Raw genomic sequence first — 25,347 nt, 5'->3', positions numbered from 1 at the left:
GAATGAAGTCTTGGGGGGTCAGACGGAGAGGTACTGCTTGATGTGCGCGGCGTCGGTGTCGGCGCGGCTGGTCTCGTGCACCAGGCGCCCGCCCTCGATGACGAACAGGCGGTCGGCGACGTCCATCGCGAAGCTGAGCACCTGCTCGCTGACGACGATCGAGATGTCGCGCAGCTTGCGGATCTCGTTGAGGGCCTTCGCGATGTCCTTGATGATCGACGGCTGGATGCCTTCGGTCGGCTCGTCGAGCAGCAGCACCTTGGGGTTGGTGACCAGCGCGCGGGCGATGGCGAGCTGCTGCTGCTGGCCGCCGGAGAGGTTGCCGCCCTTGCGCCGCCGCATGTCCCACAGCACCGGGAACAGCGCGTAGATCTCCTCGGGGATGCGCTTGTCCTTCGCGTTCTCCAGGCCGGTCTGGATGTTCTCCTCGACGGTCAGCGTCGGGAAGATCATGCGGCCCTGGGGCACATAGGCAATGCCCTTGGCGACGCGACGGTAGCTCTCGTCCCTGGTGATGTCGTTGCCGGCCACGTTGATGGAGCCGGCCTTGGTCGGCAGCACGCCCATCAGGCTCTTGAACAGCGTGGTCTTGCCCATGCCGTTGCGGCCCATGATGGCCACCGTCTCCTTCGGTGCCGCCTCGAACGAGATGCCGTGCAGCGCCTCGCTTTGCCCATAGGCGACGAACAGGTCCTTCACGCTCAGCATGGGGTTCTCCTCAGTGGCCCAGGTACACGTCGATGACCTTGGGGTCGTTCTGCACCTTCTCCATGGAGCCCTCGGCGAGGATCTTTCCCTGGTGCATCACGGTGACCTTGTGGGCGATCTGCTTGACGAAGTCCATGTCATGCTCGATCACGATCACCGAACGGTTCTTGCTGATGCGCTGCAGCAGCTCGGCAGTGAGTTCGCGCTCGCGCGCGCTCATGCCAGCGATCGGCTCGTCGAGCATCAGCAGCTCGGGCTCCTGCATCAGCAGCATGCCGATCTCCAGCCACTGCTTCTGGCCGTGGCTGAGCAGCCCGGCCTCCATCGGCAGCGCATCGGCCAGGCCGACCTCCTCGGCCACCACCTGCACGCGCGCCTTGACCTCGTCGTTGCACCGGAAGAACAGCGCGCCCAGCACCGAGCGGCCCTTGGGGAACGACACCTCGAGGTTCTGGAAGACGGTGAGGTTCTCGTAGATCGACGGCGTCTGGAACTTGCGGCCGATGCCGCGGCGCACGCGGGTGTGCTCGGGGAGCTTCGTCAGCTCCTCGTTCCTGAACTTGATGCTGCCGGCGCTGGCCTTGGTCTTGCCGCAGATCAGGTCGAGCAGCGTGGTCTTGCCGGCGCCGTTCGGGCCGATGATCACGCGCAGCTCGTTCTTGTCGATGTACAGGGTCAGCGAATCGATCGCCTTGAAGCCGTCGAAGGAGACGGTGAGGTCTTCCACCGCCAGCGCGAAGTCGGTGCTGCTGCTCATGTCGATTCCTCAGGCCTGCTGGCCGCTGATGCCCGGGGGCAGGGTGGCGGAGCCGCTGCCCGACCGCGCCGGCTTGGGGGGTGCCTCGGGATACGCGGCGTGTGCCGCGGCCAGCGCTTCCTTCTGTGCCGCACGCTGCGCCTGGCGCTTGTTCCACCACGGCTTGATGTGGCTCTCGACCAGGCCGGCCAGGCCGTTCGGGAAGGCCATCGTCACGCCGATGAACAGCGCCGCCATCAGGAACAGCCAGAGATCGGGGAAGGTCTCGGAGAACAGCGTCTTGCCCGCGTTGACCAGCAGCGCGCCGTAGACCGCGCCGACCAGGCTCATGCGCCCGCCGACCGCGGCGTAGATGACCATCTCGATCGAGGGCACGATGCCGACGAAGGAGGGTGACATGAAGCCGACCTGCAGCGCGAACATCGCGCCGCCGATGCCCGACAGCGCCGCGCCCAGGCAGAACACGGCGACCTTGAACATCGCCACGTCGTAGCCGGAGAAGCGCACGCGGTCTTCCTTGTCGCGCATCGCCAGCAGCAGCGTGCCGAGCTTGCTCTTCTGCACCCAGGCGCACAGCACGATGCTGCCCAGCAGCAGCGCGCAGCAGACGTAGTAGAGGATGAGGCGCGCCGAATCGGTGCGGATGTCCCAGCCGAGCAGCGTCTTCAGGTCGGTCATGCCGTTGACGCCGCCGGTGTAGCCCTGCTGGCCGATGATCAGCACGGTCAGGATCAGCGCCACCGCCTGCGTGATGATCGCGAAGTACACGCCGCCGACGCGCCGCTTGAACATCGCGAAGCTGATGACGAAGGCCAGCATCGTGGGCACCGCGATGACCAGGATCAGCGTCAGCGGCAGGCTCTTGAACGGCAGCCAGAACATCGGCAACTCGGTGATCTGGTTCCAGTCCATGAAGTCCGGGATGCCCGGCGTGCTCTGGATCTTGGTGCTCTCCGGGTCGCTGGCCTCGAGCTTGAGGAACATCGCCATCGCGTAGCCGCCGAGGCCGAAGAACACGCCCTGGCCGAGGCTGAGCACGCCGCCGTAGCCCCACACCATCACCAGGCCGACGGCCACGAAGGCGTAGGTGAGGTACTTGCCGACCAGGTTGAGGCGAAAGGCGTCGAGCGACAGCGGCAGGATGACGAGCAGCAGCAGCGCGAGGATCAGCGTGCTGCCCACGCCGGGGCGCGCGAGCCAGGTCTTGATCGAATTCATGCGGGATCTCCGGGACAGTTCAGCATTCGTCTCAGCGCCGCACCTTCGATGCGAACAGCCCCTGCGGCCGCATCATCAGGATCAGCACGATCATCGACAGCGTCAGCACCTTGGCCATCGAGCCGCTCATGAAGAACTCGCTGATCGACTGCGTCTGCGCGATGCCGAAGGCCGAGGCCACCGTGCCGAGCAGGCTGGCGGCGCCGCCGAAGGTGACGACGAGGAAGGCGTCGACGATGTAGAGCGAGCCGGAGGTCGGGCCGGTCGAGCCGATCGTCGTGAAGGCCGCGCCGGCCACGCCGGCGATGCCGCAGCCGATCGCGAAGGTGAGGCGGTCGGTCTGACGGGTGTTGATGCCCACCGCGTTGGCCATCTGGCGATTGCTCACCGTGGCGCGCACGCGCAGGCCCCAGCGGCTCTTGTACAGGGCCAGCATCACGCCGCCAGTGACCACCGCGGTGAGCGCGAGCACGAACATGCCGTTGATCGGGATGTCCAGTCCTTCGGCCGGTGCCCAGGAACCGAGCAGCCAGTCGGGCAGCGTGGGGCTGACCTCCTTCGGGCCGATGCCGGTGCGGAACATCTGCTGGATGCCGAGGCTCAGGCCCCAGGTGGCCAGCAGCGTATCCAGCGGGCGCTTGTAGAGGTGGCGGATCAACGCCCACTCGACCAGCCAGCCGGCCGCGAAGGCGAGCACGAAGGCCACGCCGATGGCGATGGGGAAGTAGTAGGCTATGAAGCCGGGCGCGAACTTCTCCGACAGCGTCGAGCCGAGGAAGATCGTGTAGGCGCCGATGGTCATGAACTCGCCGTGCGCCATGTTGATCACGCCCATCTGGCCGAAGATGATCGCCAGGCCCAGGCCCATCAGCAGCAGCACCGAGAACAGGCTCAGCCCCGCGAAGCCCTGCATCAGGCCGATGTTCAGCATCTCCGAAAAACTCATCGCACGACTCCGCGGCTGGAAGTGGGATCAAGCGACCACCGCGGATCCGGCTTGGCCGGTCCGCTGGCGGTGTCCCCTCGAGGGGGAGCGCTGTCGGGCGCTCCGGGGGTGGGTCACTGGTAACCTTTGGGGAACGGATCCGGCTTGATCAGCTCGGGCGACTCCGCGACCACCTTGAAGGTCGCGTCGGGCATGCCCATGGCGATGCGCGACTTGCTCCACAGGTGGTGGTTCGCATCGAGCTTCACGTAGCCTTCCGGCGCCGTCTTCAGCTCGATGCCGGGCGAGGCCGCGACGACCTTGTCGACGTCGAAGCTGCCGGCCTTCTCGACGGCCGCCTTCCACAGCCAGGGGCCGAGGTAGCCGGCCTGCGTCACGTCGCCGATCACCGCGTCCTTGCCGTACTTGGCCTTGAACGCGGCGACGAACTTCTTGTTGTTCTCGTTGTCCAGCGACTGGAAGTACTTCATCGACGAGTAGAAGCCGGCGAAGTTCTCGCCGCCCACGCCGGTCATCTCGTCCTCGGTAACCGACAGCGTCAGCAGGAACTGCTTGTCGCCGGTGATGCCGGCGGCCTTGAGCTGCTTGTAGAAGGCGACGTTGGAGCCGCCGACCACCGCGCAGAAGATGCAGTCCGGCTTGGCGACCTTGATCTTGTTGATCAGCGAGTTGAAGTTCGTGTTGCCCAGCGGGTAGTACTCCTCGCCGACCACCTTGCCGAGCTTGCCCACCGTCTCGATGTGCTTGCGCGCGATCTTCATCGAGGTGCGCGGCCAGATGTAGTCGGAGCCGACCAGGAAGAAGGTCTTGGCCTTCTTCTCCTTGGCGCCCCAGTCCAGGCCGTAGATGATCTGCTGCGTCGCTTCCTGCCCGGTGTAGATGACGTTCTTGCTCTGCTCCAGGCCTTCGTAGAAGGTCGGGTAGTACAGCAGGCCGTTCTCCTTCTCGAACACCGGCAGCACCGCCTTGCGCGAAGCGCTGGTCCAGCAGCCGAACACCGCGGCGACCTTGTCGTTGACGAGCAGCTTCTTGCTCTTCTCGGCGAAGGTCGGCCAGTCGCTGGCGCCGTCCTCCTTGATGACCTTGATCTTGCGGCCGAGGATCCCGCCCATCGCGTTGATCTGGTCGATGGCGAGCTGCTCGGCCTGGATCGAACCGGTCTCGCTGATCGCCATCGTGCCGGTGGCCGAGTGCAGCTGGCCGACCGTCACCTCGGTGTCGGTGATCGCCAGCTTGGTGGTGTTCACCTTCGCGGTCGGGAACTGTTGCGCGAGCGCCCAGGCCGGCAGACCGGCCAATGGCAGCGCGGCAGCGCCTTGCAGCAGGCGGCGGCGCTGCAGCAGTTTCGGGTCATGGTCATGGTCGTGGGACATTCAGCTCTCCTGGCGGGTTGAGGACAAATCCGTGCGCCGGGCACCAACGCTGTGCGTCGCTGGGTGCTTCGGCATGGCGCCAAAGGTAGGAGAGGGCGTGCGCATCACGAATACGTCATTCGACGTAGCCGAGGCGGGACTGCTTCTTGCAGACTGGATCGGCACCATGGCCCTCGCCCCGCAGAAGATCTTCCGCATCCGTCGCGACTACAACAGCTGGGTCGCCGACGAGACGCTGGAGGACTACGCGCTGCGCTACACGCCGCGCCACTTCCGCAAGTGGAGCGAGTTCCGCGTCGCCAACACGGCGTTCGGCGCCACCTCGTTCCTCGCGCTGGAGGCGATCGGCGGCGCCATCGCGCTGAGCTACGGCTTCACCAACGCCATGTGGGCGATCCTGGTGGTGGGGCTGATCACCTTCCTCACCGGCCTGCCGATCAGCTACTACGCGGCCAAGTACGGCCTGGACATGGACCTGCTGACGCGCGGCGCCGGCTTCGGCTACCTCGGTTCGACGCTGACCTCGCTGATCTATGCCAGCTTCACCTTCATCTTCTTCGCGCTGGAGGCCGCCATCCTCGCGTTGGCGCTGGAGATGTACACCGGCTGGCCGCTGTCGGTGTGCTACCTGATCGCCTCGCTCGGCGTGGTGCCGCTGGTGATGCACGGCATCACGCTGATCTCGCGGCTGCAGCTGTGGACGCAGCCGGTGTGGATCGTCCTGTTCGTGCTGCCCTATGCCGCGGTGCTTGCCAAGGACCCGGGCAAGTTCGCCGAGTTCGGCACGCTGGCCGGGCGTGTGTCGGGCAGCTCGGGTTTCGATGCGCTGATGTTCGGCGCCGCTGCCACCGTCGCCTTCTCGCTGGTCGTGCAGATCGGCGAGCAGGTCGACTACCTGCGCTTCCTGCCCGAGAAGACGAAGTCCAACCGCGTGCGCTGGTGGACCGCGGTGCTGGTGGCCGGGCCGGGGTGGATAGCCCCGGGCATGGTGAAGATGCTCGGCGGCGCCTTCCTCGCCTTCCTGGTGCTGCAGCAGCAACTGCCCGTCGAGCGCGCGATCGAGCCGACGCACATGTACCTGGCCGGCTATGCCTACCTGTTCGACGATGCACGCTGGGTGCTGGCGGCCACCGTGCTGTTCGTCATCGTCTCGCAGGTGAAGATCAATCTGACCAACGCCTACGCCGGCTCGCTGGCCTGGTCGAACTTCTTCGCGAGGTTGACGCACAGCCATCCGGGCCGCGTCGTCTGGCTGGTGTTCAACGTGCTCATCGCGGTGCTGCTGATGACGCTGGGGGTGTTCGGTGCGCTGGAGAGCGTGCTCGGGCTGTACAGCAACGTGGCCATCGCCTGGGTCGGCGCGCTGGTGGCCGATCTGGTCATCAACAAGCCGCTGGGCTGGAGCCCGCGTGCGGTGGAGTTCAAGCGCGCGCACCTGTACGACATCAACCCGGTGGGCATGGGCGCGATGCTGTTCGCCACCGCGCTGTCGGTGGCTGCCTATGCCGGCACGATGGGTCCGGTGGCACAGGCCTATGCGCCGTTCATCGCGCTGTCGGCCTCGATGATCGCCTCGCCGTTGCTGGCCTGGTGGACGCGCGGCCGCTACTACGTGGCGCGCCAGCCGGCGGCGCATTGGAGGCCGGGCGAGTCGGTGCAATGCTCGGTGTGCGAGAACCACTTCGAGTCGGACGACATGGCGCATTGCCCGGCCTATGGCGCACCGATCTGCTCGCTGTGCTGCACGCTGGAATCGCGCTGCCACGACCGCTGCAAGACGGATGCACGCGCCGCCGACCAGGTGCGCGCGGTGCTGGCCCGGCTGCTGCCCAAGCGGCTGAGCGAGGCGGTCAACTTCCGCGTCGCGCACTACCTCGTGGTGGTGGTGTCGCTGCTCGCGCTGCTGGCGGTGATCCTCGGCGTGGTCTACGAGCAGCAGGGCGCACTGCACGCCGGCGCGCAGGCCGGCCTGCGCCAGCCCTTCCTGCAGGCCTTCGCGCTGCTCTCGCTGGCCGCCGCGGTGGGCGCGTGGTGGATCGTGCTGGGCAGCGAGAGCCGCCACATGGCCGAGGACGAGTCGAATCGCCAGAACCTGCTGCTCACCCGCGAGATCGAGGCGCACCGTCGCACCGACGCCGAACTGCAGCGCGCCAAGGACCTCGCCGAGGCCGCCAACCAGGCGAAGACGCGCTACGTGACCGGCATGACGCACGAGCTGCGCACGCCGCTGAACAGCATCCTCGGCTACACGCAGATCCTGCTCAAGGACGAGCGGCTGCACGGCGAGCCGCGGCTGGCGGTGGACACCATCCGCCGCAGCGGCGAGCACCTGCACGGCCTGATCGATGGCCTGCTCGACCTCGCGCGCATCGAGGCCGGCAAGCTGCGCCTGGACGTCGCACCGATGTCGATGCGCGAGTTCCTCGACGACATCGTCGGCATGGTCGCACCGCAGGCGGCGGCCAAGGGCCTCGCCTTCGAGCTGCAGACCGAGGGCCGCGTGCCGGCCTGCGTGCGCGCCGACGCGCGGCGGCTGCGCCAGATCCTCGTCAACCTGCTGGGCAACGCGGTGCGCTTCACCGACAAGGGCGGCATCACGCTGCGCCTGGATCACAGCCGCGAGGTGGCACGCTTCGAGGTCATCGACACCGGCATCGGCATCGCAGAGCAGGACCTGGAGCGCATCTTCCTGCCCTTCGAGCGAGGCAGCGCCGGACGGCGCACCGGCGACGCGGGCACCGGACTGGGCCTGACGATCACCCACCTGCTCACCCAGCTGATGGGCGGCGAGCTGACGGTGAAGAGCGTGCCCGGCCAGGGCAGCACCTTCACCGTGCGCCTGTACCTCAGCGAGACCGCCGAGACGGCGAACGAGCGCGGCGTGCCGCGGCGGCCGGTGACCGGCTACATCGGCGTGCGGCGCACGCTGCTGGTGGTGGACGACCAGCCGACGCAGCGGCAGATGCTCGCCGGCATGCTGCTGCCGCTGGGCTTTCGCATCCGCGAGGCGGCCAGCGGCACGGAGTGCCTGCAGAGCGTGGCCGAGCAGCGGCCCGATGCGGTGCTGCTCGACATCTCCATGGACGACCTCGATGGTTGGGAGACGGCGCGGCGCATCCGCGCCGCCGGCTTCGCTTCGCTGCCCATCCTGATGGTCTCGGCCAACGCCTTCGAGAACCAGCCCGACAAGCTGGCCGAGGCCGGTGCGCAGGGATTCGTCGACAAGCCGGTGATCGAGTCGGAGCTGCTGGCCGGGCTGCAGCGCGTGCTGCAGCTCGAATGGGTGGCCGAGCTGGCCGTGCCGAGCTGGGCGGTGGACGCCCCCGCGGGCCGGTGCGAGGTGCCCGAGGAGCACGCGCGAGCGCTGATCCACCTGGCGCGGCTCGGCCACCGTCAGGGGCTGGTGTTGGCGCTGGAGCGGCTCGCCCGGGAGCATCCCGACCGCGCCGCCGCGGCGGGTGACTTGCGCGCACTGGTGGAGCGCTTCGCATGGAACGAGATGATCGAGCGGCTGCAGCGTTCGCTGCCGCGCCACGACGAGGAGACGGCATGACGCGGGATGTCGTCCTGCTCGTCGACGACGCGCCGCAGTCGCTCGGCGCGCTGTGCCGCGAACTGGAGGCCGAGGGCTACACCGTGCTCGTCGCGCCCGATGGTGAGTCGGCGCTGCAGCGGCTGGAACTGGTGGTGCCCGACGCGATCCTGCTCGACGCGCTGATGCCCGGCATGGACGGCTTCGAGACCTGCCGCCGCATCAAGGCGCAGCCGGCCTGGGCGCACATTCCGGTGATCTTCATGACCGGGCTGGCCGAGACGGAGCATATCGTTGCCGGCTTCGCCGCCGGCAGCGTGGACTACGTCGTCAAGCCGGTGCGCGCGCAGGAAGTGCTGGCGCGGCTGGCCACGCACCTGCGCAATGCACGCGTGGCGCGCCTCGCGCGCGAGGCGGTCGACGTCGGCGGGCTCGGCGTGCTGGTGGTCGATGCCCGCAGTCGTCCGGCCTGGTGCTCGCCGCAGGCGCAGCGCTGGCTGGCCGAGTTCTTCGCGACCGCCGACGACACGCCGTGCATCGAGTGGCTGATGGCGGGCGCGACGCAGGCCGGCGAGATCGAGCGCGCCGCGCCCGACGGCCGCCTGCTCGCGGCGCGCCGCCTCGGCGAGGTCGGCCTGGGCGAGACGATGTGGCTGCTGCGCGTGCACGAGCCCGGCGAGTCGGCGCCCTCGCGGCTCGCCACCGCGGCGCTGACGCCGCGCGAGACCGAGGTGCTGTCGTGGATCGCCAAGGGCAAGACCAACCGCGACGTCGCCGAGATCCTCGGCATGAGCCCGCGCACCGTCAACAAGCACCTCGAGCATGTGTTCGAAAAGCTCGGCGTCGAGACGCGCGCCGCCGCGGCGGCGCTGGCCAGCCGCGAGCTGGGCTGAGGTCCGCTCGCGGCGCCGCCGCTATACTTCCGAGCAGCGCTGATTTGTTCCGGCTTGCGAGCGCTCTATAAGTTCAGCTAAAGACAGGACGCACACCCGGCGTTCCGCTTTGGCGGCGCCGGGTGTCTTCCTTCTGGGGCATGATGGGATCGCTGGGCCATGTGCAACCGCAGGCGATGAAGTTCGCCGAGCCGCTGCCGCTGAGGAGCGGCGCGAGCCTGTCCGACTACACGCTGGTCTACGAGACATACGGCACGCTCAACGCGGACCGCAGCAATGCCGTGTTGGTGTGCCACGCGCTGAACGCGTCGCACCACGTCGCCGGCAGCTACGCCGAGCAGCCGAAGAGCGAGGGGTGGTGGGACAACCTCGTCGGTCCCGGCAAGCCGCTGGACACCGAGCGTTTCTTCGTCATCGGCGTGAACAACCCCGGGTCCTGCTTCGGCTCCACCGGGCCGATGCAGGTCAATCCGGCCACCGGCCGCGTGTGGGGCGCCGACTTCCCGGTGGTCACGGTGGAGGACTGGGTCGACGCGCAGGCGCGGCTGCTCGACCGCCTGGGCATCCGGCAGCTCGCCGCGGTGATCGGCGGCAGCCTGGGCGGCATGCAGGCGCTGAGCTGGTCGCTGCGCTACCCCGACCGGCTGCGCCAGTGCATCGCCGTGGCCACCGCGCCCAGCCTGTCGGCGCAAAACATCGCCTTCAACGAGGTGGCGCGCCGTGCCATCGTCACCGACCCCGACTTCCACGGTGGCCACTTCTACGAACACGGCGTGGTCCCGAAGCGCGGCCTGCGCGTGGCGCGCATGATCGGCCACATCACCTACCTCTCCGACGACGCGATGGAGAAGAAGTTCGGCCGCAGCCTGCGCGCGGCGGAACTCGGGTACTCCACGCAGGAGATCGAGTTCGAGATCGAGAGCTATCTGCGCCACCAGGGCGACAAGTTCAGCGAGTACTTCGACGCCAACACCTACCTGCTGATCACCCGCGCGCTCGACTACTTCGACCCGGCGCGCGAACACGGTGGCGACCTCACGCGCGCCTTCGCGGCCGCCCGCTGCCGCCACCTGGTGATCAGCTTCACCACCGACTGGCGCTTCTCGCCGGCGCGCTCGCGCGAGATCGTCAAGGCGCTGCTCGACAACCGCCACCGTGTCAGCTACGCGGAGATCGACGCGCCGCACGGCCACGATGCCTTCCTGCTCGAGGATCCGCGCTACCACGGCGTGCTGCGGGCCTGCTTCGACAACCTGGCCGGGGAGCTGTCGTGAGCGAGAGGAGGGACCTGGAACTGATCGCCGAGCTCGTGCCGCACGGCTCGCGCGTGCTCGACCTCGGCTGCGGCAGCGGCGAACTGCTCGCCCACCTGCAGGAACATCGCGGCTGCACCGGCTACGGCGTCGAGATCGCCGACGCGAACGTGCTGGAGTGCGCGCGCCGGGGGGTGGACGTCATCCAGCTCAACCTCGAGGACGGGCTGGCCATCTTCGAGGACAGGAGCTTCGACGTCGTGCTGCAGCTTGAAACCCTGCAGCACCTGCGCAACACCGAGCGCATGCTGCGCGAAACGGCGCGCGTCGGCCGCATCGGCATCGTCAGCTTCCCCAATTTCGCGCACTGGCCGAACCGGCTGCGTGTGGCCATCGGCCGCATGCCGGTGACCAAGGCGCTGCCCTACGAGTGGTACGACACGCCGAACATCCGCGTCGGCACCTATGCCGACTTCGAGGTGCTGGCGCGCAAGGATGGGCTGCGCATCCTCGACTCGTTCGGCATCCAGGACGGCGAGGTCGTGCGCCGCTGGCCCAACCTGCTGGCCAGCGTGGCGGTGTTCAAGTTCGAACGCGGCTGAGCGGCCGCCAGCAGGAAAGTCCGGATCGCCGTATTCTGCGCGCAGCCCGGAAACGACAGGAGAAGCGCATGGTTCGATCGTTCGTCTTGGCAGGCCTGGTGGCGCTCGCGCCCTTCGCCCACGCGGGTGCGCCGCAGTTGCAGACCCAGGCTCCCGGCTACTACCGCATGATGCTCGGCGACTTCGAGGTCACCGCGCTGTCCGACGGCACCGTCGGCTTGCACGTCGACCAGCTGCTGCAGCGCACGACGCCGAAGAAGGTGCAGTCGGCGCTGGCGCGCTGGCGCCTCGCCTTGCCGCTGGAGACCTCGGTCAACGGCTACCTGATCAACACCGGCACGCAGCTGGTGCTGGTGGACGCCGGCGCCGGCAGCCTGTTCGGCCCGACGCTGGGCAAGCTGGTCGCCAATCTGCAGGCCGCGGGCTACAGCCCCGAGCAGGTCGACGAGGTCTACATCACGCACATGCATCCGGACCATGTCGGCGGCCTCGCGGCGGACGGCAAGGCGGTCTTCCCCAACGCCGTGGTGCGCGCCGACCAGGCTGACGCCGACTTCTGGCTGAGCGCGGCCAACCTCGAGTCCGCGGCGAAGGAGTCCAAGGGCTTCTTCCAGGGCGCGCAGGCCTCGCTGAAGCCCTATGTCGACGCTGGCCGCTTCAAGCCGATCAGCGGCGACATCGAACTGGTGCCGGGCATCAAGGCGGTCGCCACGCACGGCCATACCAAGGGACACCGCAACTTCGTGGTCGAGAGCCAGGGCAAGAAGCTGGTGCTGTGGGGCGACCTGATGCACGTGGCGGCGGTGCAGTTCGCCAACCCGGCGGTGACGATCCAGTTCGACACCGACCAGAAGGCCGCCTACGCGCAGCGCCGCAAGGCCTTCGCGCAGGCCGCCAAGCAGGGCTACGCCATCGGCGCCTCGCACCTGTCGTTCCCCGGCATCGGCACGCTGCGTGCCGAAGGCCGCGGCTACAGCTTCCAGCCGACCAACTACACGACGATGCTGAAGAAGCCGTGAGCGCGGGCGGGAGGCGTCAGGACACGTTCCAGCCGCCACCCAACGCGCGGTACACCGCCACCAGCGCCGCCAGGCTGCCCTGCTGCGACTGCACCAGCGCATCGCGCGCGGCCAGCACCGTGCGCTCGGCGTCCAGTACGGTGAGCAGGTCGGCCGCGCCGGCCTCGTAGCGCACGCGTGCCAGGCGCGCCGCCTCGGCCGACTCGCGCGCCGCGTTCTCCAGCCGTGCCGACTGCTGCACGCTGCGCGTGTACTGCGAGAGCGCGCCCTCGGTCTCCTCCAGCGCCAGCTGCACCGTCTGCTCCCACTGCACCAGCGCGGCCTGCGCGCGCGCCTCGCTGGCGCCGATGCGATGTCGCACGCGGCCGAAGTCGAGCGCCGTCCACGACAGGCTCGCCCCCAGGTTGGTGTTGCGGCTCGCGCGGTCGAACAGGTCGGCGGCGTGGGTGCTGGTGAAGCCGAGCAGGCCGACCAGGCTGATGCGCGGATAGAGGTCGGCGCGGGCCACGCCCACCGATGCGGTGGCGGCGGCGAGCTGCCGCTCCGCGACGCGGATGTCTGGCCGTCGCGCCAGCAGTCCCTGCGGCGTGCCCGCCGCCAGCGTCTCGGCGCCCACCGCCGGCAGGCTGGGCAGCGGCTTCGCCTCGGACAGCAGTGCCAGCGTGGCGCGCGGCGCGCGGCCAGCCAGCGTGGCGATGCGCAACGCCGTGCGCTCGATCGCGCCCTGCAGCGCGGGCAGGCTCGCTTCGGTGCTTTCGACCAGCGCGTTGGCGCGCGCCACGTCCAGCGGCGTGCCGCGCCCGAGGTCGGCGCGGGCGCGCACGATGCGTTGCGTCTCGCGCTGGTTGACGAGCGACTCCTGCGCCACGGCGAGGCGCTGCTGCAGCGCGCGCAGGCTCAGGTACTGCGTCGCCAGCTCGGCGCCGACGAGGCGCTGCGCCGCCAGCACGCCGGCCTCGCCGGCCTGCACCTGCGCGGCTGCGGACTCGCCGGCGCGGCGCGCGCGGCCGAAGAAGTCGAGCTCCCAGTTGAAGCTGCCCGAGGCCGTCAGGTAGTCGTCGATCGGAGCGCCGAGCTCGTTGCCGCGCCCTGCACCCGCACCGAGTGCCAGGCTCGGCAGCCGGTTCGCATCGGCCTCGCCGGCCAGCGCACGGGCCTCGCGCAACCGGGCCTGCGCCAGGCGCACGTCGGCGTTGGCGGAAGCGGCGTCGGCGATCAGCGCGTCGAGCACCGGGTCGGCAAATCCGCGCCAGAACGCGGCAGCCGGCTCGGCGTCGGAGGCGGGCATGACGAAAGCTGGCTCGACCACCGCTTTCGGCGGCCGGTGGTCGGGCCCGACGGCGCAGCCGGCGAGCAGCGACATCACGGCGCCTGCGAACAGGATCTCACGCATGGTCGCCTCCATGCTGCAGCGCCACCGCCTTGGCGTGCGCGGCGGCGGCACGCCGCTTCTCGGTGAAGCGACGCAGCACCGCGTAGAACACCGGCGTCAGGAACAGGCCGAAGAAGGTCACGCCGAGCATGCCCGAGAACACTGCGATGCCCATCGCCCGGCGCATCTCGGCGCCCGCGCCGGTGGACAGCACCAGCGGAATCACGCCGGCGATGAAGGCGATCGACGTCATCAGGATCGGCCGCAGCCGCATGCGCGTGGCGTGCACGATGGCGTGCATCATCGTCTCGCCCTTCTCCTCCAGGTCCTTCGCGAACTCGACGATCAGGATGGCGTTCTTGCAGGCCAGGCCGACCAGCACGACCAGCGCGACCTTGGTGAAGATGTTGTTGTCTCCCGGCGCGCCGAGCCATCCGCTGATCCACACGCCGGCCATCGCCGAGAGGATGCACATCGGCACAATCAGGATGATGGCCAGCGGCAGCGTCCAGCTCTCGTACGTGGCGGCGAGCACGAGGAACACCAGCAGCACGCACAGCGGGAAGATGAAGGCCATCGTGTTGCCGGCGATCTTCTCCTGGTAGACGAGCTCGGTCCATTCGTAGCCGAGGCCGCGCGGCAGCGTCTGCGCCAGCAGCTTCTCCATCTCGGCCTGCGCCTGTCCCGAGCTGACGCCGGGCTTCGGAGCACCGTTGATGTCGGCCGCGAAGAAGCCGTTGTAGCGCGTCACCGCGCCGGGACCGAAGGTCGGTTGCACGGTCATGATCGCCGACAGCGGCACCATCTGGCCCTTGCTGTTGCGCACCTTCAGCCGGCCGATGTCCTCGGCGCGCGCGCGGTGGCCGGCGTCGGCCTGCACGATGACCTGGAAGGTGCGGCCGAAGCGGTTGAAGTCGTTGACGTAGAGCGATCCCAGGTAGGTCTGCATGGTCTCGTAGACGTCGGTCAGGCTCACGCCCATCTGCTTCGCCTTGGTGCGGTCGACGTCGGCGAACAGCTGCGGCACGTTGATCTGGTAGTTGCTGAAGAACTGCGTGATGCCGCTGTTCGGGTCGCCGTAGACACGCCCCATCAGCTGTTGCACCGCGCCCTGCAGCGCCGCTTCGCCGAGGGCGCCACGGTCCTGGATCTGCAGCTTGAAGCCATTGGCATTGCCCAGACCGTTGACCGGCGGCGGCGAGAGCACGAACAGGAAGGCATCCTGGATCGCGCCGAGCCGCATGTTGACCTGGCCGACGATGGCGTCGGCACTGAGATCGGGCGTCTTGCGCTGGTCGAACTCGTCGAGGCCGAAGAACACGATGCCGGCGTTCGGCGCGGCGGTGAAGCCGTTGATCGACAGGCCGGGGAAGGCCACCGAGTCCTTGACGCCGGGCACGCCCTGGGCGATGTCCGACAGGCGGTGCAGCACCTCGGTCGTGCGCTGCAGGCTGGCGCCCTCGGGCAGCTGCGCGATGCCGATCAGGTACTGCTTGTCCTGCTGCGGCACGAAGCCCGGCGGCACGCGCGTGAACAGCAGCACCGTCGCGCCGAGCAGCAGCGCGTAGACCGCCAGCGCCGCCACCTTGCGCCGCGCGACCACCGCGGTGACGCCGTTCGCATAGCGCTCCGAGTTGCGCCTGAAGACGCGGTTGAACCAGCGGAAGAAGCCGCCGAAGACCGCATCCATGACGCGCGTCAGCCAGTCCTTGGGCACGTCGTGCGGCCTGAGCAGGATGGCGGCCATCGCTGGCGACAGCGTCAGCGAGTTGAACGCCGAGATCACCGTCGAGATGGCGATGGTCACCGCGAACTGGCGGTAGAACTGACCCTCCAGCCCGGCGACGAAGGCCAGCGGCACGAATACCGCGCACAGCACCAGGCCGATCGCGATGATGGGCCCGCTGACCTCGTGCATCGCCTTCACCGCCGCGTCGCGCGGGTTCAGGCCCTCCTCGATGTTGCGCTCGACGTTTTCGACGACGACGATCGCGTCGTCGACCACGATGCCGATCGAAAGCACCAGGCCGAACAGCGTCAGCGTGTTGATCGAGAAGCCCAGCGCGAGCAGCACCGCAAAGGTGCCGACGATCGACACCGGCACCGCCAGCAGCGGGATGATCGAGGCGCGCCAGGTCTGTAGGAACACCACGACCACCAGCACAACGAGCAGGATGGCCTCGACCAGCGTGGAGACCACCTTCTCGATCGAGGTGCGCACGAAGCGCGTCGGGTCGTAGACGATGTCGTAGTCGACGCCGGGCGGGAAGTCCTTCTTCAGCTCGTCCATCGTCGCACGCACCTGCGACGACAGCGCCAGCGCATTCGAGTTCGGCGCCTGGAAGATGCCCAGTGCCGCCGCCTCCTTGTTGTTCAGCAGCGATCCCAGCGCGTAGGTGTTCGGCCCCATCTCGACGCGGCCGATGTCCTTCACGCGCACCAGCGAGCCGTCGGCGTTGTCGGCGCTGACGATGACGTCGGCAAACTCGGCCTCGGTGGAGAGCCGCCCCCGCGTGTTGACGGCGAGCTGGAACTCGGTGCGCTGCGGCGCCGGCGGTGCGCCGACCACGCCGGCGGCCACCTGCGCGTTCTGCTCGCGCAGCGCCTTGACCACGTCGGCCGAGGTCAGGTTGCGCGCGGCGAGCTTGTCCGGGTCGAGCCAGATGCGCATCGCGTAGTCGCCCGAGCCGAAGGTCAGCACGGTGCCGATGCCGGGAATGCGCATCAGCCGGTCGCGCACGTTCAGCGCTGCATAGTTGCGCAGGTAGAGCGCGTCGTAGCGCTCGTCCGGCGACACCATGTGCACCACCATGATGAAGTTGGGCGAACTCTTCTCGGTGGTCACGCCGATCTGGCGCACGATCTCGGGCAGGCGCGGCAGTGCGCGATTGACGCGGTTCTGCACCTCGGTGGCGGCGACCTCGGGGTTGGTGCCGATCTTGAAGCTGATCGACAGCGTCATCGAGCCGTCGGCCGAGGCCTGGCTGCTCATGTAGAGCATGTTCTCCACGCCGTTGATCTGCTCCTCAAGCGGCGTGGCGACGGTCTCGGCGATGACGCGCGGGTTGGCGCCGGGGAATTGCGCGCGCACCACCACCTGCGGCGGTGTGACCTCGGGGTACTCGGAGATCGGCAGGCGCTGCAGCGCGATCAGGCCGACCAGGAAGATCATGATCGACAGCACCGCCGCGAAGCGCGGCCGGTCGATGAAGAAGCGCGAGATGTTCATCGCCTGCGCCTCATGACTTCTTCGGCGCAGAAGCCGCACCCGTGCCGCCCGATGGCGCGGAAGCGGGCGCCGCGCCGGGCGGCGGCGGCTCCACCGGCATCCCGTGCGCGTCCACCGTCAGCACCTGGGCGTTCAGCGGCGCGCCGGGGCGCACGCGCTGCAGGCCGTTCACGACCACCAGCTCGCCGGCCTTCAATCCCGCGGTGATGACGCGCATGCCGCCAACGAGGGCGCCCAGCTGCACCTCGCGGAACTGTGCCGTCTTGTCCGGGCCGACGACGAACACGTAGCGTCGGGTCTGATCGGTGCCGATGGCGCGCTCCGGCGTCAGCACCGCGCCGCGGGCCGTGCCGCCGGTGAGTCGCAGCCTGGCGAACAGTCCCGGCGTGAAGCGGCGGTCGCGGTTGTCGAAGGCTGCGCGCATGCGGATGGCGCCGGTGGCGGGGTTGAGGCGGTTGTCGACGAAGTCCACGCTGCCGGCGTGGGGGAAGCCGGCTTCGTCGGCCAGGCCCATCTCCACGCGGGGCGCGGGCTGGCTCTTGAGCTGGTCGCGCACGCGCAGGTAGACCTGCTCGCTGACCTCGAACCAGGCATGCACCTTCTCCTGCGCGATCAGCGTGGTCAGCACGGGCTCGCCGACGGCGACGAGGTTGCCCGCCGTCACGTTGGCGCGCGAGGCGCGTCCGCCGATCGGTGCGCGGATCTGCGTGTACGCGACGTCGAGCTTCGCGGCGGCGACGGCGGCCTCGGCGGCGCGCACCGCGGCCTGCGCGTTGCGCGCCCCGGCCTCCGCCTGGTCGGCCTCCTGCTGCGACACGGCTTTCTGCTCGAGCAGCTTGCGCGTGCGCACGAGCTCGGTGTCGGCCAGCGCAGCGGCGTTGCGCGCCGAGGCGAGTTGCGCGTCGAGCCGTGCCAGCTGGGCGGCGAAGGGACGCGGGTCGATGCTGAACATGAGCTGGCCGCGCCTGACCTCCTGGCCGTCGCGGAAGTGCACGCGCTGCAGCGTGCCGGCCACGCGCGAGCGCAGCTCGACCGACTCGACCGCTTCCAGCCGGCCGCTGAACTCGTCATGCAGGGGGACGTCCCGGCTCACCGCCGGCGCGGCCGACACCGGTGGCGCCATCGGCGGCCCACCCTGGGCTTCGCTGCGGCCACAACCGGCGATCGACACGAGGCCGGCAAGGGCAACGGAGAGCGCAACGACACGAACGCCAGGGATCATGGCCTGTCCTCGAAAGCGGTCCTTGGCGGCTTCTTGAGCCGCAGGACGGAGTCTGGTGGGGGCGGCACGCACGAGCGAACCGGTAGGTTCGGCGTGTTCGAGACTGCTTGATGAATGCTAACCAAAGGCGCCGAAACTTGCAGGCGCCGCAGTGCCGCTCAGAATCTCGCGATCGGCGTCAGCGGCGCGAACTCGCCGTCACGCTTGTCCTTCCAGGCGGAGATGGCCTCGGCCATCTCCGCGGTGTCGAAGATCGCGCTCTGCAGCAGCGCCATCTGGTTCAGCGCGGCCGCGGTGCCGTGGTCGCGTGCCTGGTTCAGCGCCAGCTTGCTGCCGGCCACCGCCAGCGGCGACTTGGCGGCGATCTGTTTCGCCAGCGCCATGGCGTGGTCGAGCAGTGCCCCCGCGTCGGGCAGCACGGCGTTGACGAGGCCGACCTCGAGCGCGCGCCGGGCCTCGACGCGTTCCCCCGTGTAGGCCATCTGGCGCGCCACGCCCTGCGGCACGATCTTCGCCAGCCGCTGCAGCACGCCGAGGTCGGCCATCATGCCGATATGGATCTCCTGCACGGTGAAGAAGGCGTCGGCGCTGCACAGCCGGATGTCGCAGGCGGTGGCGAGGTCGAGCGCGCCGCCGATGCAGCCGCCTTGCACGGCGCAGATCACCGGGAAGCGCACCTCGTCGAGCGCGCTGAAGCAGTCGATCAGCCGGCGCAGCGCTTCCTGGAAGCTCAGCCGCGCACGGGCGCTGCGCGTGTCGAGCATCTGCATCAATGCGCCGACGGCCTGCCGCTGCGCGTCGCCGTTCGGGTCGCGGCGGTCGTGCGCCGGTCCGCCCGCAGGCGACGGCGACCCGGCGAACACGTCCAGCGCCATGCCGGCACTGAAGTGCTTGCCGGTGGACGAGACCACCAGCACGCGCGTCTGCGCGTCGTCCTGCAGGTCGCGCACGGTGTCGCGCAGCGCCGGAAAGAAGGTCGGCGACATGGTGTTCATGCGCTCGGGGCGGTTCAGCTGCAGGTGGGCGATGTGGCCGTCGCGTTGCAGCGTGAAGAAGTCGTTCATGAGGATCCTCCAGGGAACCGCTCAGGCTAGCGCCGCATGGGGCCTTGTCAATCCCGCGCGCGACGCACGCTTGCCTACACTCGCGCCATGCCGCTCTCGCTCTCCACCAACGACGGGCTCGCGCTCCATGTCCACCACTGGCCGCAGGCGAATCCGCACGGCACCGTGCTGATCGTGCACGGGCTGGGCGAGCATGGCGGCCGCTATGCGACCGTCGCGGCGCAGCTCAACCGCTGGGGCTGGAACGTCGTCGCGCATGACCACCGCGGCCATGGTCGCAGCGGTGGCGCACGCGGCCGCATCGACCGCGACGACGCGCTGCTGCTGGACCTCGGCGCCGTGATCGACGCGGTGCGCGAGGTCCATCCCGGTCGGCTGCTCCTGCTCGGCCACAGCATGGGCGGGTTGATCGCCGCGCGCTTCGTCGCCGAGGGCCTGCAGGCGCAGCCGGCGGACTGGTTCCGCGACGTCGAGGCGCTGGTGCTGTCCTCGCCCGCGCTGGCCGCCGACATGAGTGCCGCACAGAAGCTGGCCCTGTTGTCGCTGGGCCGCCTCGCGCCTGACTTCGCGGTGGGCAACGGCCTGAAGCCGGAGTGGGTGTCGCGCGATCCGGCGGTGGTGCGGGCCTACGTCGCCGACCCGCTGGTGCATGACCGCATCACGCCGCGCCTGGCGCGCTTCATCCTCGACGGCGGCGAGTTCGTGCGCAGTCTCGCGGCGCGCTGGCGCGTGCCCACGCTGCTGATGTGGGCGGGCAGCGACCGCTGCGTGGCGCCGCGCGGCAGCGTCGAGTTCGCGCAAGGCGCACCGAAGGCGGTGGTGCAGGCGCAGGCTTTCGCGCCGCTGTACCACGAGATCTTCAACGAGCCCGAACAGTCCCAGGTCTTCGAACGGCTGCGCGACTGGATGCTGCGCCTGGCCTGAGAGGCGCTACTGCAGGAACTTGCCGTCGCGGGTGACCATCGCGAGGTCGACGAAGCTCGCTCCGCCATGGTCGCCGGGCCGGTAGCTCAGCTTGATGCCGCCGAGGTCGATGTTCGCGCCCTGCAGCGCCTTGACGAAGCCTTCGCGCGTGGGTTGGGGGCCCGCCAGCCTGAGCGCGGCGACCAGCGCCTTGGCGGTCAAGTAGCCCTCCAGGCTGCCGTACGAGAAGTCGTGGCCCGGGTTGGCACGCGCGAAGGCCTCCTGGTACTCGCGCGCGATCGCGGTCTTGCGTGCCCACGGGTTCGGCATCACCTGCGCGAACACCATGCCCTGGGCGAGGGCGCCGAGCGAGGCGGCCATCTGCGTCGAGCCCGAGTTCACGGCCAGGAAGGTGATGCGCGAGCCCGCCGCGCGCGCCTGGCGGATCAGGCGTGCATAGATGGAGGCGGAGCCATGGTTGAACACCATGTCGACGCGTGCCTCCTCGAGCCGGCGCACCGCTGCGGCGAGCTGCTCGTCGCTGATGTCGGACTTGAACGGAACGCCGAGGCCGAGCGTGGCGCCGGCCTCGCCGCAGGCGAGCTTGACGTTCTCGAGGTGCTGGCGGCCGACGTCGGAGTCGGCATGCAGGAAGCCAACCCGCTTGAGCCCCGTGCTGACGCCATAGCGGATCAGTGCGCGGAATTCGTCGCGGTGCTCGGCGCGCACAGGGAACACCAGCGGCTGATGTGGCCGCCGCAGCGTCGGCGATCCGGCCATCGGGCCGAAGAACGGTACCTTCAGGTCGATCGCCGCGTTCATCACCGCGGTCGACGGTCCGCCCTCGATGGAGCCGAACAGGATGAAGGCGCCTTCCTTGACCAGCTGCCGGGCGTTGGCCTCGGCCTTGCCGGACTGGTTGTCGTCGTCGAGCACACGCAGCACGATGCGCCGGCCGTGCACGCCGCCGGCGCGATTGGCGTCGTCGATGAAAGTCTTGACGCCGGCCGCGACCTCGGTGCCATAGGCGTTCTTGCCACCTTGCAGCGTGATGTTCTGGCCAACGACAATCTCCGAGCTGCCCACGCCGGGTTCGGCGAGTGCGGCTTCGGCGAAGGCGGCCAGAGCGACCAAGCAGGCAGCGGCCCCATGCCACGGTAGCGATGACTTCATGGGATGACGATGTGTGGGTGACTTACCTGTGACAACATTCTGACCAAGTCACCCCTCCCCGAGTCGACACCCCCACAACCGAAGGACCGGAGCGTCGGTATGAATGCACGAGATCCGCTGCAGCCCTTGCAGAGCGACGAAATCACCGCGATCGGCGCCTTTGCCGCGCGGGTCTGGGACGAGCAGATCGTCCCGGCGCTGACCGACTACATCGCCATCCCCGCGAAGAGCCCGATGTTCGACGCCGACTGGGAGAAGAACGGGCACCTCGAGCGCGTGGTGCGCGACGCCGCGGCCTGGGTCGAGGGGCGCAAGATCGCTGGCCTGACGCTGGAGGTGGTGCGCCTGCCCGGCCGCACGCCGGTGATCTTCTTCGAGGTGCCGGCGACCAAGTCCGCCAGCACCGACACCATCTGTCTGTACGGTCACCTCGACAAGCAGCCCGAGTTCAACGGCTGGCGCAACGACCTCGGGCCGTGGACGCCGAAATACGAGAACGGCCTGCTCTACGGCCGCGGCGGCGCCGACGATGGCTATGCGATCTACGCCTCGATCACCGCGATCGAGGCGCTCGACCGGCAAGGCATCCCCCGGCCACGCTGCGTCGGCATCATCGAGAGTTGCGAAGAGAGCGGCTCCTTCGACCTGCCGGCCTACATCGACGTGCTGACGCCGCGGCTGGGCAACGTTGCACTCGTCGTCTGCCTGGACAGCGGCGCCGGCAACTACGACCAGCTCTGGCTCACCACCAGCCTGCGTGGCAACGTCACCGGCACGCTGAAGGTGGAGATCCTCACCGAGGGCGTGCACTCGGGCGATTCGAGTGGACTGGTGCCGTCGAGCTTCCGCATCCTGCGCCAGGTGCTCGACCGGCTGGAGGACGCGAAGACCGGAAACCTGCTGCCCGAAGCTTTCCACTGCCAGATCCCGGCGGAGCGCATCGAGCAGGCGCGTGCCACCGCGGCCATCCTCGGTGACGAGGTGTGGAAGCGCTTCCCCTGGGCCTGCGGTGCCGACGGCGGCCCCACCCTGCCGACCACCACCGACCCGACGCAGGCGCTGCTCAACCGCACCTGGAAACCGACGCTCAGCGTGACCGGTGCCGATGGCTTCCCCGAGCTGAAGAACGCCGGCAACGTGCTGCGCCCCTACACCGCGTTCAAGCTGTCGCTGCGCCTGCCGCCGCTGGTCGACGGCAACCGCGCCGCCGCCGAGCTGAAGACGCTGCTCGAGGACAACGCGCCCTACAACGCCAAGGTCACCTTCGCGGCCGATGGCCGCGTCGGCGCGCAAGGCGCCAGCGGCTGGAATGCGCCGACGCTGGCGCCCTGGCTGGAAGAGGCGCTGAACGCAGCGTCGAGCGCGCACTTCGGCGAAGCGTGCGGCTACATCGGCCAGGGCGGCACGATCCCGTTGATGAGCATGCTGCAGCAGGGCTTCCCGAAGGCGCAGATGATGGTCTGCGGCGTGCTCGGCCCGAAGAGCAACGCGCACGGCCCCAACGAGTTCCTGCACGTGCCGTACGGCAAGAAGCTGACGGCGGCGGTGGCACAAGTGATGGCGGCCTGCCCGTAGTCGCGGGTTTCGTGGCACCCGCCACAACTGGCCCGCTTTCGGTGTGCTGATCAACCGGCCACGCAGGCGGCGGGGACCCTCTAATCGGGGTTCCGCGTCACCGCTTGCTGCCGATGGCTGCTCCTTCGACTTCCGATCTCGCTTCTCCCGTCGCCGACAGCCGGCGCAACCTGATGGTGGCGGCCGTCGTGGCGGCGCTGATCTGCGTGCCGGTGGGCGTGTCGTTGGGCATGTCCTGGATCGAGCTGCCATGGTCCGAGCCGGAGCCGACCCGGGCCGTCCCGGAGTGGGTGGCGCTGCCGCAGGTCCGCGCCACCACCATCGACGGGACTGTGGTGAAGGCCCGCGTGGCGTTGGACGTGCCGAGCAGCTCGGCCAAGTCCAGCATCCAGCGCAACGTGCAGCAGGTCGGCCTGGTGCTGGAAGTCAGCATCGCCCAGCAGACACGCGAGCAAATCGGCTCTCCGCAAGGCATCCCGAGCCTGGCCGAGGACATGCGCGACCGGCTCAATGCCTACCTTGGCAGCGAGGAGCCGGAGCCGGCGGTGAGGGCGGTGGCGATCCAGGACCTGCTGGTCAAGCCCCAGTGAAGTTCGTCGTGCGAGTGGCCGAACTGCGCTCGACCGGCGCCAGGCCCAGCAGGGCGCGACCCACGGCTTCGGCCACCTCGATGCCGTCGACGCCGGCGGACATGATGCCGCCCGCATAACCGGCGCCCTCGCCGGCCGGATAGAGACCCTTCACGTTCAGGCTTTGCCAGTCGCGCCCGCGCGTGATGCGCAGCGGCGACGAGGTGCGTGTCTCCACGCCGGTGAGCACCGCGTCGGGCATCGCGAAGCCGCGGATCTGCCGCTCGAAGGCGGGCAGGGCCTCGCGGATCGCCTCGATCGCGTAGACCGGCAGGCTCTCGCGTCCGGGTTCGCCGAGGTCCGTCGGCCGCACGCCAGGCCGGTAGGAAGGCTGCACCGACTCGAACGCGCGCGAGGGCCGTCCGGCGAGGAAGTCTGCGAGGCGCTGCCCCGGCGCGTCGTAGTTCGCGCCTCCGAGCTCGTAGGCGCGCGACTCCAGCGCTCGCTGGAAGGCGATGCCGTCCAGCGGGTTGACCGGGCCGTCGCTGCGCCCGTCCTGGCGGTAGTCCTGCGGCGCGATGCCGACGACGATGCCGGCGTTTGCATTGCGTTCGTTGCGCGAGTACTGGCTCATGCCGTTGGTGACCACGCGGCCCGGCTCCGACGTCGCCGCCACCACCGTGCCGCCCGGGCACATGCAGAAGCTGTAGACCGATCGGCCGTTGCCGGCGTGGTGCACCAGCTTGTAGTCGGCCGCGCCGAGCAGCGGGTGGCCGGCGTTCGGCCCGAAGCGCGCGCGGTCGATGATCGACTGCGGGTGCTCGATGCGAAATCCCACCGAGAAGGGCTTGGGCTCCATGAACACGCCGCGCGCATGGAGCATCGCGAAGGTGTCGCGCGCGCTGTGACCGAGCGCGAGCACGACGTGGTCCGCGTCGAGCTGCGTGCCATCCTCCAGCGCCACGCCGCGCACCTGACCCCCTTCGATGTGCAGGTCGGTGACATGGCTCTTGAAGCGGATCTCGCCGCCGAGCGACTCGATCTCGGCGCGCATCTTCTCGATCATGCCGACGAGCCGGAAGGTGCCGATGTGCGGCTTGCTGACGTAGAGGATCTCTTCGGGCGCGCCGGCCTTGACAAACTCGGTGAGCACCTTTCGCGTGAGGTGGCGCGGGTCGCTGATCTGGCTCCACAGCTTGCCGTCGGAGAAGGTGCCGGCGCCGCCTTCGCCGAACTGCACGTTCGACTCCGGGTTGAGCTCGCGCCGCCTCCACAGCCCCCAGGTGTCATGGGTGCGCTCGCGCACCGCCTTGCCGCGTTCGAGCACGATCGGCCGCAGGCCCATCTGCGCCAGGATCAGCGAGGCGAACAGGCCGCAGGGACCGAAACCGACGACGAGCGGCCGCCGCCCCTGAGTCGCGGCGAAGTCGGCCGGCGCGTGTGCGGCGAAACGATAGCTCGTGTCGGGCGTGATGCGCACATGCGGGTCGCCGGCATGACCTGCGAGCACTGCGGCCTCGTCGTCGACCTCGCAATCGAGCGTGTAGACGAGCACGATGTCGCTGCGGCGGCGCGCGTCGTAACCGCGGCGGAACACCGCGACGCGCCGCAGCGCCGTGTCGTCGATGCGCAGCCGCGCAAGCGCCGCCTGGCGCAGCGCGGGCTCGTCATGGTTCAGCGGCAGGCGCAGTTCGGTGATTCGCAGCATGGCGGCGTATTGTCGGCCCGCGCATCCGTCTCATGCCGTTGGGCCCGGCGCCCAGTTCGCCGAGTTGTGGACCAGCGCTTGGCTGACCGCCTGGCTCGTCGCACTCCCGGTCGCGCTCGCCGTCGCTCCCTTGGCTCGCCACGCCGTTGAAGGTGTCCTCGAGCGCGAATGAGTCGGCCGGGGACATGGCCGGCTGGCGCAACCCTGGCCCGTCCCCGCATGACAAAGGCC

20 protein-coding genes are annotated in these 25,347 nt (G+C 69.2%); 9 read left to right on the top strand and 11 right to left on the bottom strand.

All coding sequences use genetic code 11. The features are described from left to right. Positions 1-18 precede the first annotated feature (18 nt). From urtE to urtA, 5 genes are all read right to left on the bottom strand, one after another. Positions 19-708 (bottom strand): urea ABC transporter ATP-binding subunit UrtE, encoded by a 690-nt coding sequence (urtE, locus tag Q0599_RS20640; protein ID WP_298833743.1) that lies wholly within the window; start codon positions 706-708, stop codon positions 19-21. Positions 709-718: 10 nt separating this feature from the next. Next, entirely contained in the window at positions 719-1,465 is a 747-nt protein-coding gene (gene urtD / locus Q0599_RS20635) for an urea ABC transporter ATP-binding protein UrtD (RefSeq protein WP_298833740.1), read from the bottom strand. A gap of 9 nt (positions 1,466-1,474) precedes the next feature. Beyond that, positions 1,475-2,683: an urea ABC transporter permease subunit UrtC gene (urtC, locus tag Q0599_RS20630; protein WP_298833737.1), complete on the bottom strand. Its 1,209-nt coding sequence runs from the start codon at positions 2,681-2,683 to the stop codon at positions 1,475-1,477. 31 nt (positions 2,684-2,714) lie between these two features. Then, positions 2,715-3,629 (bottom strand): urea ABC transporter permease subunit UrtB, encoded by a 915-nt coding sequence (gene urtB / locus Q0599_RS20625; RefSeq protein ID WP_298833735.1) that lies wholly within the window; start codon positions 3,627-3,629, stop codon positions 2,715-2,717. A gap of 113 nt (positions 3,630-3,742) precedes the next feature. Further along, entirely contained in the window at positions 3,743-5,002 is a 1,260-nt protein-coding gene (urtA, locus tag Q0599_RS20620; protein WP_298833733.1) for an urea ABC transporter substrate-binding protein, read from the bottom strand. Positions 5,003-5,168: 166 nt separating this feature from the next. Between urtA and Q0599_RS20615 the strand changes: the two genes are divergently transcribed. From Q0599_RS20615 to Q0599_RS20595, 5 genes are all read left to right on the top strand, one after another. Beyond that, the gene (locus Q0599_RS20615) at positions 5,169-8,555 is read left to right on the top strand and encodes an ATP-binding protein (protein ID WP_298833730.1); all 3,387 of its coding nucleotides are present in this window, start codon (positions 5,169-5,171) and stop codon (positions 8,553-8,555) included. After that, positions 8,552-9,427: a response regulator transcription factor gene (locus tag Q0599_RS20610; protein ID WP_298833728.1), complete on the top strand. Its 876-nt coding sequence runs from the start codon at positions 8,552-8,554 to the stop codon at positions 9,425-9,427. The genes Q0599_RS20615 and Q0599_RS20610 overlap by 4 nt, the downstream gene beginning before the upstream one ends. Positions 9,428-9,570: 143 nt before the next feature. Next, complete coding sequence (locus Q0599_RS20605; RefSeq protein WP_298834102.1) at positions 9,571-10,701, top strand: homoserine O-acetyltransferase; 1,131 nt, start codon at positions 9,571-9,573, stop codon at positions 10,699-10,701. Then, positions 10,698-11,282 (top strand): methionine biosynthesis protein MetW, encoded by a 585-nt coding sequence (gene metW / locus Q0599_RS20600; protein ID WP_298833726.1) that lies wholly within the window; start codon positions 10,698-10,700, stop codon positions 11,280-11,282. The genes Q0599_RS20605 and metW overlap by 4 nt, the downstream gene beginning before the upstream one ends. Positions 11,283-11,350: 68 nt before the next feature. Next, a complete protein-coding gene (locus Q0599_RS20595) occupies positions 11,351-12,301 on the top strand; it encodes an MBL fold metallo-hydrolase (RefSeq protein WP_298833724.1) in 951 nt (316 codons plus the stop codon). Positions 12,302-12,317: 16 nt separating this feature from the next. Here Q0599_RS20595 and Q0599_RS20590 read toward each other — a convergent pair whose 3' ends face one another. The 4 genes from Q0599_RS20590 to Q0599_RS20575 all read right to left on the bottom strand — a co-directional run bounded on the left by Q0599_RS20590 (position 12,318) and on the right by Q0599_RS20575 (position 19,188). Further along, the gene (locus tag Q0599_RS20590; protein ID WP_298833722.1) at positions 12,318-13,694 is read right to left on the bottom strand and encodes an efflux transporter outer membrane subunit; all 1,377 of its coding nucleotides are present in this window, start codon (positions 13,692-13,694) and stop codon (positions 12,318-12,320) included. Continuing rightward, positions 13,687-16,902 carry an efflux RND transporter permease subunit gene (locus Q0599_RS20585; protein ID WP_298833721.1) on the bottom strand — a complete coding sequence of 1,072 codons (3,216 nt, stop codon included), beginning with the start codon at positions 16,900-16,902 and terminating at the stop codon, positions 13,687-13,689. Before Q0599_RS20585 ends, Q0599_RS20590 begins: the two co-directional genes overlap by 8 nt. A 10-nt stretch (positions 16,903-16,912) precedes the next feature. After that, positions 16,913-18,124, bottom strand: coding sequence for an efflux RND transporter periplasmic adaptor subunit (locus Q0599_RS20580; RefSeq protein ID WP_298833719.1), 1,212 nt, complete (start codon positions 18,122-18,124; stop codon positions 16,913-16,915). Positions 18,125-18,282: 158 nt separating this feature from the next. After that, positions 18,283-19,188 carry an enoyl-CoA hydratase-related protein gene (locus Q0599_RS20575; RefSeq protein WP_298833717.1) on the bottom strand — a complete coding sequence of 302 codons (906 nt, stop codon included), beginning with the start codon at positions 19,186-19,188 and terminating at the stop codon, positions 18,283-18,285. 87 nt (positions 19,189-19,275) lie between these two features. Between Q0599_RS20575 and Q0599_RS20570 the strand changes: the two genes are divergently transcribed. Next, the gene (locus Q0599_RS20570) at positions 19,276-20,112 is read left to right on the top strand and encodes an alpha/beta hydrolase (protein WP_298833715.1); all 837 of its coding nucleotides are present in this window, start codon (positions 19,276-19,278) and stop codon (positions 20,110-20,112) included. Between the two features lie 6 nt (positions 20,113-20,118). Here the strand turns inward: Q0599_RS20570 and Q0599_RS20565 are convergent, their stop codons facing one another. Continuing rightward, a complete protein-coding gene (locus Q0599_RS20565) occupies positions 20,119-21,264 on the bottom strand; it encodes an ABC transporter substrate-binding protein (RefSeq protein ID WP_298833713.1) in 1,146 nt (381 codons plus the stop codon). Positions 21,265-21,363: 99 nt separating this feature from the next. On the opposite strand from Q0599_RS20565, the gene Q0599_RS20560 reads away from it, so the two are divergent. Continuing rightward, positions 21,364-22,839 carry a M20 family metallopeptidase gene (locus Q0599_RS20560; RefSeq protein ID WP_298833711.1) on the top strand — a complete coding sequence of 492 codons (1,476 nt, stop codon included), beginning with the start codon at positions 21,364-21,366 and terminating at the stop codon, positions 22,837-22,839. A gap of 113 nt (positions 22,840-22,952) precedes the next feature. Then, on the top strand, positions 22,953-23,429 hold the full coding sequence (gene fliL, locus Q0599_RS20555) for a flagellar basal body-associated FliL family protein (RefSeq protein ID WP_298833709.1): 477 nt from the start codon (positions 22,953-22,955) through the stop codon (positions 23,427-23,429). Here fliL and Q0599_RS20550 read toward each other — a convergent pair. Next, positions 23,416-25,116 (bottom strand): NAD(P)/FAD-dependent oxidoreductase, encoded by a 1,701-nt coding sequence (locus tag Q0599_RS20550; RefSeq protein ID WP_298833707.1) that lies wholly within the window; start codon positions 25,114-25,116, stop codon positions 23,416-23,418. The two genes, fliL and Q0599_RS20550, sit on opposite strands and share 14 nt — an antisense overlap. Here Q0599_RS20550 and Q0599_RS20545 point away from each other — a divergent pair. Continuing rightward, positions 25,034-25,288, top strand: coding sequence for a DUF2798 domain-containing protein (locus tag Q0599_RS20545; RefSeq protein ID WP_367180977.1), 255 nt, complete (start codon positions 25,034-25,036; stop codon positions 25,286-25,288). The two genes, Q0599_RS20550 and Q0599_RS20545, sit on opposite strands and share 83 nt — an antisense overlap. The last annotated feature ends 59 nt before the right edge of the window (positions 25,289-25,347 follow it).

The sequence above is a fragment of the uncultured Piscinibacter sp. genome, assembly GCF_937952055.1.
GTDB lineage: Bacteria > Pseudomonadota > Gammaproteobacteria > Burkholderiales > Burkholderiaceae_C > Piscinibacter.
This window is presented reverse-complemented; position numbering and strand designations above follow the sequence as displayed.

What these genes read in the sequence shown, in the direction of transcription:
- urtE (WP_298833743.1), bottom strand. Translation starts at nt 708, where the DNA reads ATGCTGAGCGTGAAGGACCTGTTCGTCGCCTATGGGCAAAGCGAGGCG.
- urtD (WP_298833740.1), bottom strand. Translation starts at nt 1,465, where the DNA reads ATGAGCAGCAGCACCGACTTCGCGCTGGCGGTGGAAGACCTCACCGTC.
- urtC (WP_298833737.1), bottom strand. Translation starts at nt 2,683, where the DNA reads ATGAATTCGATCAAGACCTGGCTCGCGCGCCCCGGCGTGGGCAGCACG.
- urtB (WP_298833735.1), bottom strand. Translation starts at nt 3,629, where the DNA reads ATGAGTTTTTCGGAGATGCTGAACATCGGCCTGATGCAGGGCTTCGCG.
- urtA (WP_298833733.1), bottom strand. Translation starts at nt 5,002, where the DNA reads ATGTCCCACGACCATGACCATGACCCGAAACTGCTGCAGCGCCGCCGC.
- Q0599_RS20615 (WP_298833730.1), top strand. Translation starts at nt 5,169, where the DNA reads ATGGCCCTCGCCCCGCAGAAGATCTTCCGCATCCGTCGCGACTACAAC.
- Q0599_RS20610 (WP_298833728.1), top strand. Translation starts at nt 8,552, where the DNA reads ATGACGCGGGATGTCGTCCTGCTCGTCGACGACGCGCCGCAGTCGCTC.
- Q0599_RS20605 (WP_298834102.1), top strand. Translation starts at nt 9,571, where the DNA reads ATGGGATCGCTGGGCCATGTGCAACCGCAGGCGATGAAGTTCGCCGAG.
- Q0599_RS20595 (WP_298833724.1), top strand. Translation starts at nt 11,351, where the DNA reads ATGGTTCGATCGTTCGTCTTGGCAGGCCTGGTGGCGCTCGCGCCCTTC.
- Q0599_RS20590 (WP_298833722.1), bottom strand. Translation starts at nt 13,694, where the DNA reads ATGCGTGAGATCCTGTTCGCAGGCGCCGTGATGTCGCTGCTCGCCGGC.
- Q0599_RS20585 (WP_298833721.1), bottom strand. Translation starts at nt 16,902, where the DNA reads ATGAACATCTCGCGCTTCTTCATCGACCGGCCGCGCTTCGCGGCGGTG.
- Q0599_RS20580 (WP_298833719.1), bottom strand. Translation starts at nt 18,124, where the DNA reads ATGATCCCTGGCGTTCGTGTCGTTGCGCTCTCCGTTGCCCTTGCCGGC.
- Q0599_RS20575 (WP_298833717.1), bottom strand. Translation starts at nt 19,188, where the DNA reads ATGAACGACTTCTTCACGCTGCAACGCGACGGCCACATCGCCCACCTG.
- Q0599_RS20570 (WP_298833715.1), top strand. Translation starts at nt 19,276, where the DNA reads ATGCCGCTCTCGCTCTCCACCAACGACGGGCTCGCGCTCCATGTCCAC.
- Q0599_RS20565 (WP_298833713.1), bottom strand. Translation starts at nt 21,264, where the DNA reads ATGAAGTCATCGCTACCGTGGCATGGGGCCGCTGCCTGCTTGGTCGCT.
- Q0599_RS20560 (WP_298833711.1), top strand. Translation starts at nt 21,364, where the DNA reads ATGAATGCACGAGATCCGCTGCAGCCCTTGCAGAGCGACGAAATCACC.
- fliL (WP_298833709.1), top strand. Translation starts at nt 22,953, where the DNA reads ATGGCTGCTCCTTCGACTTCCGATCTCGCTTCTCCCGTCGCCGACAGC.
- Q0599_RS20545 (WP_367180977.1), top strand. Translation starts at nt 25,034, where the DNA reads ATGCGCAGCCGCGCAAGCGCCGCCTGGCGCAGCGCGGGCTCGTCATGG.
- Q0599_RS20550 (WP_298833707.1), bottom strand. Translation starts at nt 25,116, where the DNA reads ATGCTGCGAATCACCGAACTGCGCCTGCCGCTGAACCATGACGAGCCC.